Here is a 13,160-nt window from a genome sequence, read left to right as displayed (position 1 = left end):
TACTGTGTGTCCATTTTTTGGCACAAACGTGGCAAAGTTACACAAAAATTATCAGTCTGTAATTCCTTCTAAATCAAGAAGAAAAGCATACTCAAGCGCTACTTCTTTGAGTGCATCATACCTACCAGATGCACCGCTGTGACCGCTTTTCATGTCGGTTTTGAACAAGAGAAGTTTGTCGTTTGTTTTGCTTTCGCGTAAGCGGGCTACCCATTTTGCTGGTTCCCAGTATTGAACTTGTGAGTCGTGATAACCCGTTGTAACGAGAATATTAGGATAATCCTGCTCCTTTATTTGATCGTAAGGACTGTAACTGAGCATGTATTCATAACTGTCTTTATGGTTGGGATTACCCCATTCGTCATATTCACCTGTTGTTAATGGAATAGTGTCATCAAGCATGGTACTAACGACATCGACAAATGGTACAGCACTTAATATACCGTTGTATAGTTGTGGTGCCATGTTTATAACCGCTCCCATAAGTAGTCCACCAGCACTACCACCGCTAGCATACAATTGTTCATTGGAAGTATAGCCTTCTTTAATGAGATGTTCACTACATGCAATAAAATCTGTAAACGTGTTGCGCTTTTTAAACATTTTACCGTCTTCATACCAAGTTCTTCCCAAATACTCACCACCGCGTATGTGGGCGATAGCGTATATAAAGCCTCTATTAAGTAAGCTGAGTCTAGCTATTGAAAAGTAAGGATCTATAGTTGCTCCATAACTACCATAACCATATAGAAGTAGCGGATTACCGGTTTCCTTTTTCATACTAGTCTTGTAAACCAAGCTTATTGGTACTTTGGTGCCGTCAGGTGCAGTAGCCCAAACTCGCTGTGACGTGTAATTACTAGGATCAAAATCTGCGTCCTCTACAGGTTGTGTTTTAAGTACCTTTTTCTCTCTGGTTTCCATATCAAACTCTATAACGCTTGCTGGAGTTGTTAATGAGTTGTAGACATAGCGTAATTTTGTTGTATCAAACTGTAGATTGGCACCAGTATATGCCGTATACGTTTCATTATCGAAAGGCAGAAAGTAATCGGACGTGCCATCCCATGCCTTAATCCTAATCCTATTAAGTCCATTAAAGCGATCTGAAACTACAAGGAACTTTTCAAATAGATTAAAATCCTCTAGAAGAACATCGTTATCATGTGCTATTAAGTCTTCCCAATTTTCCTTTTCGGTAAGGTGCAAGGGCGTTTGCATTATTTTAAAATTGGTAGCTCCATCTTTATTAGTCATGATGAAAAAATGATCCTTGTAATGTGCTACACTGTATTCTAATTCCTTTTCTCTTTCTTGAAATAATTGAAAATCAGCGTCTGGTTGATTAGATTTTATAAAACGTACCTCATCAGACAAGGTAGAAGAGGATTTAATCATTATAAACTCCTGCGACAGTGTTTTATACACAAAGCAGTTGTAAATCTCATCTTCTTCTTCAAAAACCAATTCACCATCATTATCAGGGTTGGTCAATTTATATTTAAAAATGCGATTTGCTCTTAGAGTTTCTGGATCTTTTCTTGTAAAAAAGAGAGTATTGTTGTCTGCTGCCCAAGTGGAACCACCGGTGGTTAGAGGAACAGCTACATCCAGTAACTCACCTGTTTCAAGGTTTTTTACCATAAGAGTATATTCTCTTCTACCCTTTGTATCAATTCCAAAAGCGGCTAATTTATTATCAGGCGAGATATTCATCCCGGTAAACTTGTAAAAGTCGTAACCTTGAGCCATTTCATTTACATTAAATAGAAGCTCTTCTTTTTGAGTGGCGTCATTACGCCTGTAATAATATGGGTAGCTCTCACCTACTTCCATTTTGGTATAATACCAATATCCGTTAAATAGATAAGGAACCGATTCATCATCTTCTTTAAGTCTACCTTTTATTTCTTGAAAAAGAGATTCTTTAAGATCATCGGTATGAGCTGTCATGGCATCGTAATAATCATTCTCTTGTTCCAGATACGAAAGAACCTCTGGTGCGTCTCTTTCTCTCATCCAGTTGTAGTGGTCGATTCTTTGATGTCCGTGTTTTTCGTGAACGTGCGGTATTTTTTTTGCCACAGGTAACTTCATGTATGCTCTTTTTTTAACCGGCGCAAGATACGCAGATATTACCAAGCAATTGTCATCGTTAACTCACTATTCAATAAGCATTTCAAATCATGACTGTAAGGTTATAAATGTCTATTTTTGCAAATAAAATTTAGATCTATGTTTGGAGATATGATGGGAATGATGGGAAAAATCAAAGAAGCCCAAGAAAAAGTAGAAGCTACTAAACAACGTATGGACAGTGTATTAATAGATGAGAAGTCCAGCGACAATCTATTAAATGTTACGGTTACAGCTAGTAGAAAAATTAAAAACATCTCTATCAATCCAGAATTGCTAGAGGACCAAGAACAGTTAGAAGACTATTTAATTTTAACTCTTAATAAGGCATTAAGCAAAGCTGAAGGTATTTATGACCAAGAAGTAGCTGCAGCTGCAAAAGATGGAATGCCTAACATTCCAGGTATGGATATGTTTAAGTAACGATCAAACCTTTTTTCCTTGCGCATCCATTTCAGGTAGAGCATCTGGGTCATCCATACTTTTTTCATCGTAATCGTCAAGGTCAAAAGCATCCATTTGAGCACTGAGGCGTTTGGAGATTTTAACCAAGTATTTTGTATCCTCAGTTAATACTTCAACCGCTTCAATGGTTTCATTTTTATGGTTTTTGAAGGTTATGATGTCTTCATCGCCGTAACCAGCAGGATACTTTTCTACGAGTAACGCTACCATTTCTGGAGTGAGCTTTTTGTAGTCTACAATAACATTTTTCATAAGACTAGAATTTTGAGGTGTTCTAAAATTAGAAAAAACTAATTACACCTCAACTTCTTCTAGACATTTTTAACTTAAAAAAGAGCTTTTCAGAAAGTGAATAACGTTTAAACTGTAGCCAATTCATTGAAAGCTACAACAATATCCTCATTTTCCACCTTTTGATCTGTGACAAAATCGCCTATACTAGACAAAAGAACAAATCGTATTTCTCCATTGACATTCTTTTTATCATGAGCCATCAATTGAATCATATCTTGTATATCACGGTCAGTAAATGAAAAAGTAAAGCCAAGTCCTTTGTACCAGTTTTTAATAGAATCGTATTCTAATTGAGATAAACCAGTATATCTAGTACTTAAAAAGGACTCTACAAGTATTCCTGCAGCCACAGCCTCGCCATGCAAAACATCAGGTTGATCTGGTTGAGTTAGGCAAAAAGATTCGATAGCATGACCTGCTGTATGCCCATAGTTAAGAGCTTTACGAGCCCCTTTTTCAGTAGGGTCGTTAACTACAACGTCGTTTTTAATTACGGCGCTTTGAAAAATTAAAAGATCAAATACGTCATTATAATAGTTTTTACCGGCATTAATCATGTCGTTCCAATATGCCTTATCAGCAATTAGACCGTGTTTAAACATTTCGATGCTTCCATTGACTAATTGCTGCTCATCTAGAGTACGTAAAAACCTTGTGTCAATTAAAGTCATTATAGGTGGAACAATAACTCCTATTTGATTTTTAAGTGGTCCTAAGTCTACACCGTTTTTTCCGCCTATTGCTGCATCGACCATACCTAACAAACTGGTAGGAACGTGTATAAAATCAACACCTCTTTTAATTGTGCTAGCTACAAATCCACCTAGGTCTGTAATTACGCCACCACCTAGATTGATTACAAGACTGTTTCGGTCTATTCCTAATTCGACCATCGCGCTCCATACTCCACTACAAGTTTCAATTGACTTATGTTCTTCACCAGGATCAATTGCGATTACTTCAATTCTACTTTCAGTTTTCAATTCTGGCATAAAAACTGGATAACAATGATCCATCGTGTTTTCATCGACCATAATGAAAATAGAGCTAGGTTGCTTAGTTTGTAGGTACTCATTAAGCTTAGTATAGCTTTCTTCTTGAAAATAGATGTTGAATAGGTGATTTTCAATTGATTCCATATGTAGAGTCAAATATTTTTACTTTGATTAAAACTGTGCTTCCCTCGCCTATTTATAGGCTTCGGTCGCGAAAGCTTACCGCTAAAAAATCGTTCAAAACCGGTAATTTTCTTAACATTGCCAAAAGTAAGTCCGACTGTGTGAAAAAGTCGATTTTTACGACAAAATTATCAGTTTCCTAAATCGTTTTCGCAATTATATTTGCATTATGGCAGACAATCCTTTTAATAATACAGAACGTGCATTTGCATTAAAGAGTAATACAGATTTAAAAAAATCTCATTTCATCTTTAAAATGATGGATAAACCATGGTTAGTAAACTTTGGTTCCAAAGCTACTGTACTAGCACTTAATTTGAATCTACCTATAAAAGGGCTTATTAAGAGCACCATTTTTGAACAATTCTGCGGTGGTACTTCCGAGGATGAATGTATGCCACTTGTAGAAAAAATGTACAGTAAAGGAGTGAGCTCTATACTCGATTATAGCGTTGAAGGTAAAGAAGAGGAAGCAGAATTTGATAAGGTAGTGGACAAAAAAATCCAACTTATTAAAAAAGCTTCTACCAGTGAAGCGCTTTCCTTTGAAGTAGTAAAACCTACCGGTATTGGCCGCTTTTATATCTGGCAGAAGGTTACGGAAAAACAACCTCTTACTAGTCAAGAACAAGCAGAATGGGAACGCATACAGCAGCGTGTTGACTTAATTTCAAAAACCGCTGCTCAGTACGATGTGGCGTTGCTCTACGATGGTGAGGAAAGTTGGATGCAAGACGCGGCCGATGATTTGATACGTGATATGATGTTGCGTTATAATAAAGACAAAGCCATAATATATAATACCGTACAATGCTATCGTCATGATAGGTTAGAATATATTAAAAACCTACATGAAGATGCGACCCAAAATAATTTTATTGTAGGAGCCAAAATAGTTCGCGGTGCTTATATGGAGAAAGAAAGAGAACGTGCTGCCGAAATGGGTTATCAATCTCCTATTTGTATCAATAAAAAAGCAACCGATGCGATGTTCAATGACGTTATGCAGTTTATTCTTGATCGACTAGACCGCATCAAATTATGTATAGGAACTCATAATGAACACAGTACACTACTAGCCATGGATATTCTTAAAGAAAAAGGAATACCTGCTAACCATAATGACGTTTGGTTCGGTCAACTTTATGGAATGAGCGATAATCTAACCTATAATCTTGCACATAAAGGTCATAACACTTTTAAAATATTACCCTTTGGCCCAATTAAAGACGTGATGCCTTATTTGATTCGAAGAGCTCAAGAAAACACTTCTGTTGCAGGACAAATGGGTCGTGAATTGCTATTAATTAAAGAAGAAATGAAACGAAGAGGAATATAAAATTCCTCTTCATATAAATACACAAGGAATAGTAGGAAATTAACCAACTACTACCCTATTTTCAGCTTTATCGATCACAGCTTGTGCTGCAGCGGCACCGTTAAGCATGGCCGCATTTAAAGAGGAATTACTCAAATGATCACCAGCAAGAAATACATGCTGCGTAAGTTGCGTTTCAGTACTTGGTAACGCATAATTAAGGTTATTAAGCACTGGTAACGCCTTCTTAATCTTGAAATATTTGATCATGTCACCTAGCTCTATTCCTGTTTCCTGCTTCAATTCTTGAGCAAGCAAACTTGATAGCTCTTCTTCGGTTTGTGTGTAATCCTTAACCACCGTAATACTTATTACTTTTTGATGATTTGGGAATACATCATGTAAAAAATGGAAATTATTAGCATATCCATTACCAGTGAGCAATCCAATAATAGGCTGTTTGAATCCTTCATGGTTGGTCTTAAAATAAAATACTGTAGTTTGTTTCCAGTCTTGTTGTTGGTTACGTAAATTTGGTACAACATCACTTGCTGGTGTAGCAACTATAGTATAATCGCTTTGAACTTGACTACCATCCTTAAACGTTAATTGATTCCCGACTACCTCAAGTAATTCTTTATTGTAATTAATATCAATGTCATTTGCGAGTTGTTCAGGAATAGCCTTAATTCCCCTTGCAGGAATAGTTGCGTTTCCTGTTGCAAACATTTTGAAAACAAACTCAAACATGCGGCTGCTCGTTTCCAATTTATCCTCAAGAAATATTCCCGCATAAAAAGGCCTGAAAAAATTTTCAATAATTTTATCTGAAAAACCGTAATCTTTCAAGTATTGTTCGGTCGTTATCTCAGGTGTAGAAAATATGTCAGATAGTGATTTTTGTTTAAGCTTTCGCGAAAGCGTAAAAACCTTCCATTTATCTCCTAGGGTACCTATGCCAGCAAATATCGTAGGTAATAAAAATTTAAGGTCTCTAGAGGCATCACCTAATTTGTAGGTACGGCCGTCTTTAAAGATTACAGCTCCAGGAGCAAATTTGATTAAGTCTAAAGATGATGTGTCTAAATAATCTTTTACTGCTGGATATTCATCTAACATTACCTGAAAACCCAAATCCATTATTACGTTGTTCTCAACAATAGTGTGTACACGTCCACCTGGATGAGTGTTTTTTTCAAATATGATAGGTTCGTATCCTTGATTTTTAAGAGTTTGAGCAGCTACAAGTCCACTTACTCCAGCACCAATAATGACTATCTTTTTATTCTCCATGCCACAAAAATAAGGTCGATCATTTAATAAAAGCTTATTTAGATAAAGCTTAACAAATTAATAAGCAGCTCTATGTAATTTTAAGTATGTTGAATTTCCAAGAACTAAATGAAGTACCCGTAGACGAAAAAATCTGGGATACTACCGTACAGATGTACGACAATTTCATCGCCTTTTTACCTAGATTGGGTTTAGGTCTCGCTATTATCATACTGGGTACTTTAATCGCCACGTTAATCGGGCGATTAACAACCAGTAGTGTAAAATTGCGCACTAAAGATCCCTTGATGAGCAGGTTCTTGGGACGTGCGATACGTTTTACTATTATCATCGTTTTTATTATGGTTGCTCTACGCGCTGCTGGATTGGGAGATATAAGCGCTGGTATACTGGCCACTGCTGGTGCAAGTGCCGTGGTACTAGGATTTGCTTTTAAGGATATAGGACAAAACTTTATTGCAGGAGTAATTTTAAGTTTTAATCGTCCTTTCAATGTTAATGATACCGTGGAGATAGGTGATAATTTTGGAAGAGTAAAAGCATTGATGTTTAGATACACAAAATTAAAATCATTTGATGGTAAGGATGTTTATATCCCAAATTCAGATGTGATAACTCAACCGGTTACCAACTATACTGAAGACGGATTCTATCGATGGGATTTTGTAGTAGGAATTGATTATGACGAGGATATAGAACTGGCTAAATCGACCATTATGCGAGCTCTAGAAAAGGATGAAAAAGTAATAAGTGATGAGAACCATGTGAATTATGTTATAGAAGATGAGCTTGCAACGAGTACCGTTAATTTAAAAGTTTTCTTTTGGGTAGATACATTAGATTTTGGTTGGAAAGCAAATAGCACGCGCGGTCGAGTGATAGGACGAGTAAAACGCGCACTTATGGAAGAAGGCTATTATTTACCTGCAGATATTCAAGAAATTAAACTGTATGGAAAGGATTCTGAATTACCTTTGTCACTCACTGATAAAAGACTGAAAAAAGATGCTTAAATTCTTTAAATATCTTGCTATTGTTGAAGGCTATTCCTTCCTTCTTATTTTATTTGTTACTATGCCATTGAAATACCTGGCTGACTTTGGTTTCCCAAACAAAATTGCTGGTATGGCACATGGTTTTTTATTCTTGGCTTATGTAGTAGTTGCCATTTTAGTTGGAGCACAACTTAAATGGAAATTTAAAACTACTTTAATAGCCTTGGTTATGTCAGTTGTTCCTTTTGGAACATTTTGGTTTGAGGAAAAATACCTGGCTTAAACAGAGTTTTAATATCGATAATTTTATAAAAATTGAAATAATCGATAATGTTGTTGAACTAGTCACCAAAAAACAGCAACAATGAGCAACAGCCTAACAGATTTAATGTGCCTTGACATTTACTTATCCAGTCTAAATGACAAAGAATACCAATCCATTCAAAAAGAATTAGAAAACAGCCGAACCTAAAATGATGCCATTCCTGTCTTGGGATATCTTCATGGATGGTAATCACCGTTACACTTCTGCTCTTAAAAGAAAACAGGATCTCTCCTCCATGAAAAATTTAGCTATGGAGTATCAATGGAATAACAACATTGAAAATCTATTTGAGTCAATGGATTATGAAGCGATTATCGTCACTGATAAAGATCAAAAGATAATTTGGGTAAATGATGGATTTTCCGAAATGACAGGATATTCTACTCAATTTGCAATAAACAAAACACCACGATTCCTACAAGGAAACCAAACTAAAGAAGCTACTAAAAACCGTATACGTTTTAAAATTAAACAACATAAACCTTTTAGTGAGGTGATTGTAAATCATAGAAAAGATGGTACCACTTACAAATGTAAAGTGAACATCATTCCTTTATACCATAACCAGACAACACACTATATTGCTTTTGAAAAACAAATTGCTTAAATAAACAGGCGATGTAGTTCCTTGATTAAGTAGTTAACCTATATTTTCTTATTATTTATTATTCCTTTTAATCCACCTGCGATAGGCAGCTGCATTAATATTGTGTTGTGTGAGTGTTTTGGCAAATTTGTGGTAACCAAAATTTTGAACGTCGGCAACGAAGTAAAAGTAATCGTGATTTTCTGGTTGTAGAACAGCATTAATAGCGTCAATATCGGGCGTTACGATAGGACCAGGTGGCAATCCAGCATTTTTATAGGTGTTGTATTCACTATCTATTTCTAAATGCCTGTATAGAACCTGTTTAATGACTTGATTGAAATCACCGTCCTTTTTCTTTTTGGCGTAGATTACAGTAGGATCTGCATCTAGTTTTATGTTCTTTTTTAGACGATTCAAATACACACCAGCTACTCTTGCACGCTCATCCTTCATTGCTGTTTCCTTATGAACAATACTTGCTAAAATATAGGCTTGTGAAGGAGAAAGGCGCTGCTTGCTAGCAAGACTTCTTCTATTCTCGTTCCAGTATTGCTGGTGATAGCTGTATAATTTATCTCTTAAAGAGGTTGCGGTGGTATTCCAATAACTATCATACGTGTTAGGTAAAAATAAGGTTAAGGCCTCTTCCCTACTTACTCCTGCTTCATTAAGAAAAGTAGAATCGGTAAATGCTTTTAATAAACTTAAACTATCTGGTTCTACTTGAGCAGCAAGCCTTCCTGCTAGATCCTCAATTCGTTCCTGATTATTAAATCTAACTTTTACTGGAGTATTACCACTGCGCAGCGTATTAATGATATCGTTGTTAGAACTTCCTTTTTTAATTAAAAATCGACCTGCCTTTACATTTTCATGATATTTTTTGCGAACAGCCGTTTGATGCAACGCGTCTCGATCTTCTACAGCATCGGCAAAAATTAGGAATGCCTTGTTATAATCTGCATCACTTGGTATGAATACCTCATAGGTTTCAGATTCAAAATTGGTATTGGGTGATAAGAAAGTGGTATAAACTTTATAGGCAAATCCTGCCATAAACAACAGTCCTACAAGGACTACTCCTAAAATAATTTTGCGGTATTTATTCATTAATCAATTGATAAATCAGTTCGTCTTTATAACCATCTGGAGTAGCGATCCAGTCTTTTTTTATTCCGCTTTCGCGAAAGCGTAATCTCTCAAACAACATTCTACTAGCTACATTATCCGTAGATATACTGGCATGTAGCTGGTGTAATCTAAGGTGTTTAAAAGCATATTCAATCATGAGTTGTAAACCAGCACGCGCGAGACCTTTTTTACGATGAGGTGTATCGATAACAATTCCAATTCCGGCACGATTATGAAATGGATCAAAATCATAGAGGTCTACCAGACCAGCAATTTGATCGCTATGGGTACAAATGGCTAGTCGCAGCTGCTTAACTTCATAAATATCTCGGTGAGCATTTTCTAAATACTCTCGTATCGTAAATCTAGAGTAAGGAGCTAGTAAATTCCCTACTTCCCATAATTCAGGATCATTCTCTAGCTGATAGATGTATTCCATATCAGCCAGATCAACAGCGCGCAGGTAACAAGTTTCATTCCTCAACATCATATATTAATGTTTCCTTTAAACACTTGCTGGGCTGGACCCGAAAGCCAAATATCAGTATAGCCATTATCCTTGTTTACAAAACGCACAGATAACTCGCCACCTGGAGTTACTAGTGAAACGTTTGTATTTGTCGTATGACTCGTAGCATGCATGGCTAGAGCAACCGCAGTTACTCCTGTACCACAGCTATAGGTTTCATCCTCTACACCGCGTTCATAAGTACGCACTTTATAAGTACCGTGAGAGATAGGTTGAACAAAATTAATATTGGCACCATCATCACCATAAACTTTATGTCGCAGCTTTCTTCCTTCCTCAACAACGGGATAATTATCAAGGTCTGCCACTAATTGCACATGGTGTGGCGATCCTGTATTTGTAAAGCAATAATCTCTATTATCGTCTACCTTATTGACATCAATCATTTGAAGGCTTATGGTTCCGTCGTCATTAACGACCGCATCGTGCTTACCGTCAATAGCATTAAAGGTGGTTTGCTTTTCAAAGATTCCTAAAAAGTGAGCAAAACTTACTATACAACGACCACCATTACCACACATGGTACTTTCATTACCATCTGAATTGAAGTAAACCATGTTAAAATCTAAATGAGCATTATTCTCTAATAAGATAAAACCGTCACCACCTATTCCAAATCTTCTGTCACAGATACGTGCAATTGTTTTGGCATCTTTTTTGGTAAAAGATAAATCGCGATTATCTACTATGACAAAGTCGTTTCCAGTGCCTTGATACTTATAAAAGGTGAGTGAATCCATGATGCAAAAATACTATCAATTATACTAAAATTAAGGATGTAAATGCATTGTTTAATATGATATCAATCCATTGTTAATTAAGGTTAATTTGACGGTATAAAAACAATGAATTATATAATTTTAAGTTCAATAAGAAGCTAAAAAAAGAAAGAAATGAAAAGTTTAATCAAAAATTTCGGTATGGCTGTTTTAGGTGGCGCTGTTGTTTTAGGTACTTATAAAATAGCCTTTGAACCAGAGTCACAAATTGCCGCACAACAATCACAACAAGTTGCTAATGAGGTACAATCACCAGTACTTCCTGTAAAGAATGTTAATTACACTAATTCTATAGAAGGTATCGATTTTACCGAAGCCGCAGAAAAAACAGTGCATGCTGTGGTCCACGTAAAAAATACTACTATAGCTCGTGGTGGTATGTCTATTGCCGATCTTATGTATGGTAGAACACCTTATCGCCAGGCAGTAGGAACTGGTAGCGGTGTTATTATAACCGGTGATGGGTATATCGTAACTAATAATCACGTTATTGAAAATGCACAAAGTCTAGAAGTGACATTAAATAATAACAAAACCTACAAGGCAGAACTCGTGGGAACTGAACCTAATAGTGATATTGCCCTATTAAAAATAGAAGCTGATGAAGAATTACCTTATGTAGTTTTTGGTGATAGTAATCAAGCTAAAATTGGTGAATGGGTACTAGCTGTAGGAAACCCTTTTAATCTAACAAGTACTGTTACCGCTGGGATTATAAGTGCAAAAGGACGTGATCTAGATGAACGCGATAGAAAAATGCAGTCTTTTATTCAAACTGATGCTGCTGTTAACCCAGGAAACTCAGGTGGCGCATTAGTCAACCAAAATGGGGAATTAATTGGTATCAATACCGCAATTGCTAGTAGAACTGGTTCCTATGTAGGATACTCTTTTGCAGTTCCATCAAATAACGCTCGTAAGATTATCGAGGATCTTATGGAATTTGGATTTGTACAGAAAGGGATGCTAGGAATATCAGGAACAGACCTCAATGGTAACATTGCTGATGAAATGGGAATTGATGAGAGTGAAGGAATATATGTTGCCAAAGTGGTTGAAAATTCTGGTGCTGCAAAAGCGAATCTAAAAAATGGTGACATTATTAAAAGTATTGATGGTTTAAAAATGAAAACCTTTGCCGATTTAACCGGATACATTTCGAGTAAAAATCCAGGTGATATTGTTTATGTGAGTTACCTAAGAAATGGAGTTCAAAAACAAGCTCAAATTGAAATAACAAAAAACAATACGGTTCTCATTCCTCAAATTGAAATGGAAGTACGTAATCTTTTTAAAGAGGATCAAGAGATATTTGATACTAAAAAAGGCGTGCGTATCACAAGAACAACAGGTGAATTATCTAGATATGACATGAGAGATTATATCATCACCAAGGTGAATGATTATGAAATTACGAATATTGACGATCTACAAGAAATTTTAAGAGAAGTAAATCCTAGAGAGACACTTTTGATTCAAATGAAAAACAGTCGTGGCGAAGTAGAACGATTTAGATATACAATAGATTAATTAGAAATGTTGGTTAATAAAGTACCGCTATCTTTATTTCAAGGTAGCGGTATTTTTTATTGATCAACCAATTGAGCGTCATAATTCATGAAAGTTCTACTAGTAGAAGTAACATAAATTTTTGAAAATCCATGTTTTAAAAATTCAATAACAAACTCATGGTTCTCATCCTTACCAGAAGCATTAAATTTTCTAGTTATCATTTTTTTTTCTTCATTAATAATGATTTCATTATCACTTATGGGAGCTTCCACTACAATTCCAGGATTAGACATATAACGTGTAGAAAGCCTTTTTTCTCCATAAAAAGGAAGTTGAGTAAACAAGGAATCATTTCTTAACTCAAAAGTTACAGACTCACCTGATAGGTTTATACGATTGGGAGAATCTCCTCTTTGCATAGTGACTTGGGTTAATACTTGATTAGTAGCATTTGTATTAAAAGGGTACGCTACAGTTACATCAAGTTTAAAGTCATTAGTCGCAATACCTTTTACACGATTAAAATCTTCGACCGTATAAGTTTTAGAAGAACTACATCCTATTATAAATAGTAAACATATAAATAGAGAGAAACGCATTTTTATTTTAAAGTTAC

At 35.8% G+C, this 13,160-nt stretch carries 14 protein-coding genes; 6 read left to right on the top strand and 8 right to left on the bottom strand.

Features of this window, described 5'->3' with window-relative positions:
- Window positions 1-51: 51 nt before the first annotated feature.
- Window positions 52-2,097, bottom strand: coding sequence for a S9 family peptidase (locus I5168_RS09415; protein WP_431471587.1), 2,046 nt, complete (start codon window positions 2,095-2,097; stop codon window positions 52-54).
- A 138-nt stretch (window positions 2,098-2,235) separates the two neighbouring features.
- Between I5168_RS09415 and I5168_RS09410 the strand changes: the two genes are divergently transcribed.
- On the top strand, window positions 2,236-2,559 hold the full coding sequence (locus I5168_RS09410; protein ID WP_431471586.1) for a YbaB/EbfC family nucleoid-associated protein: 324 nt from the start codon (window positions 2,236-2,238) through the stop codon (window positions 2,557-2,559).
- A 3-nt stretch (window positions 2,560-2,562) separates the two neighbouring features.
- Here I5168_RS09410 and I5168_RS09405 read toward each other — a convergent pair whose 3' ends face one another.
- Entirely contained in the window at window positions 2,563-2,853 is a 291-nt protein-coding gene (locus I5168_RS09405) for a hypothetical protein (protein ID WP_042279188.1), read from the bottom strand.
- A gap of 107 nt (window positions 2,854-2,960) precedes the next feature.
- Window positions 2,961-4,034 (bottom strand): 3-dehydroquinate synthase, encoded by a 1,074-nt coding sequence (gene aroB / locus I5168_RS09400; protein ID WP_431471585.1) that lies wholly within the window; start codon window positions 4,032-4,034, stop codon window positions 2,961-2,963.
- A gap of 208 nt (window positions 4,035-4,242) precedes the next feature.
- On the opposite strand from aroB, the gene I5168_RS09395 reads away from it, so the two are divergent.
- Window positions 4,243-5,412, top strand: coding sequence for a proline dehydrogenase family protein (locus I5168_RS09395; RefSeq protein ID WP_431471584.1), 1,170 nt, complete (start codon window positions 4,243-4,245; stop codon window positions 5,410-5,412).
- A 39-nt stretch (window positions 5,413-5,451) separates the two neighbouring features.
- Here the strand turns inward: I5168_RS09395 and I5168_RS09390 are convergent, their stop codons facing one another.
- Window positions 5,452-6,684 (bottom strand): FAD-dependent oxidoreductase, encoded by a 1,233-nt coding sequence (locus I5168_RS09390; RefSeq protein ID WP_431471583.1) that lies wholly within the window; start codon window positions 6,682-6,684, stop codon window positions 5,452-5,454.
- 86 nt (window positions 6,685-6,770) lie between these two features.
- Here I5168_RS09390 and I5168_RS09385 point away from each other — a divergent pair, with 86 nt between their 5' ends.
- The 3 genes from I5168_RS09385 to I5168_RS09375 all read left to right on the top strand — a co-directional run bounded on the left by I5168_RS09385 (window position 6,771) and on the right by I5168_RS09375 (window position 8,611).
- Window positions 6,771-7,697 carry a mechanosensitive ion channel family protein gene (locus I5168_RS09385; RefSeq protein WP_060522399.1) on the top strand — a complete coding sequence of 309 codons (927 nt, stop codon included), beginning with the start codon at window positions 6,771-6,773 and terminating at the stop codon, window positions 7,695-7,697.
- Complete coding sequence (locus I5168_RS09380; RefSeq protein ID WP_042279193.1) at window positions 7,690-7,962, top strand: DUF3817 domain-containing protein; 273 nt, start codon at window positions 7,690-7,692, stop codon at window positions 7,960-7,962. The genes I5168_RS09385 and I5168_RS09380 overlap by 8 nt, the downstream gene beginning before the upstream one ends.
- Window positions 7,963-8,152: 190 nt before the next feature.
- Window positions 8,153-8,611 carry a PAS domain-containing protein gene (locus I5168_RS09375; protein WP_431471582.1) on the top strand — a complete coding sequence of 153 codons (459 nt, stop codon included), beginning with the start codon at window positions 8,153-8,155 and terminating at the stop codon, window positions 8,609-8,611.
- Window positions 8,612-8,662: 51 nt separating this feature from the next.
- On the opposite strand, the gene mltG is transcribed toward I5168_RS09375, so the two are convergent.
- From mltG to dapF, 3 genes are read right to left on the bottom strand one after another with little or no spacing between them, the layout of a single operon-like run.
- The gene (mltG, locus tag I5168_RS09370; protein ID WP_431471581.1) at window positions 8,663-9,703 is read right to left on the bottom strand and encodes an endolytic transglycosylase MltG; all 1,041 of its coding nucleotides are present in this window, start codon (window positions 9,701-9,703) and stop codon (window positions 8,663-8,665) included.
- The gene (locus tag I5168_RS09365) at window positions 9,696-10,211 is read right to left on the bottom strand and encodes a GNAT family N-acetyltransferase (RefSeq protein WP_082586985.1); all 516 of its coding nucleotides are present in this window, start codon (window positions 10,209-10,211) and stop codon (window positions 9,696-9,698) included. The genes mltG and I5168_RS09365 overlap by 8 nt, the downstream gene beginning before the upstream one ends.
- Window positions 10,211-10,993: a diaminopimelate epimerase gene (gene dapF / locus I5168_RS09360; RefSeq protein WP_431471580.1), complete on the bottom strand. Its 783-nt coding sequence runs from the start codon at window positions 10,991-10,993 to the stop codon at window positions 10,211-10,213. The genes I5168_RS09365 and dapF overlap by 1 nt, the downstream gene beginning before the upstream one ends.
- A gap of 153 nt (window positions 10,994-11,146) precedes the next feature.
- On the opposite strand from dapF, the gene I5168_RS09355 reads away from it, so the two are divergent.
- On the top strand, window positions 11,147-12,562 hold the full coding sequence (locus I5168_RS09355) for a trypsin-like peptidase domain-containing protein (RefSeq protein ID WP_431471579.1): 1,416 nt from the start codon (window positions 11,147-11,149) through the stop codon (window positions 12,560-12,562).
- A gap of 56 nt (window positions 12,563-12,618) precedes the next feature.
- Here the strand turns inward: I5168_RS09355 and I5168_RS09350 are convergent, their stop codons facing one another.
- Window positions 12,619-13,143 carry a DUF4251 domain-containing protein gene (locus I5168_RS09350; protein ID WP_431471578.1) on the bottom strand — a complete coding sequence of 175 codons (525 nt, stop codon included), beginning with the start codon at window positions 13,141-13,143 and terminating at the stop codon, window positions 12,619-12,621.
- Window positions 13,144-13,160 lie beyond the last annotated feature (17 nt).

This window comes from Nonlabens sp. SCSIO 43208 (assembly GCF_050703575.1).
Taxonomy (GTDB): Bacteria; Bacteroidota; Bacteroidia; order Flavobacteriales; family Flavobacteriaceae; genus Nonlabens; species Nonlabens tegetincola.
The sequence above is the reverse complement of the archived record's forward strand: the minus strand, read 5'-3'. Positions and strand labels throughout refer to the sequence as shown.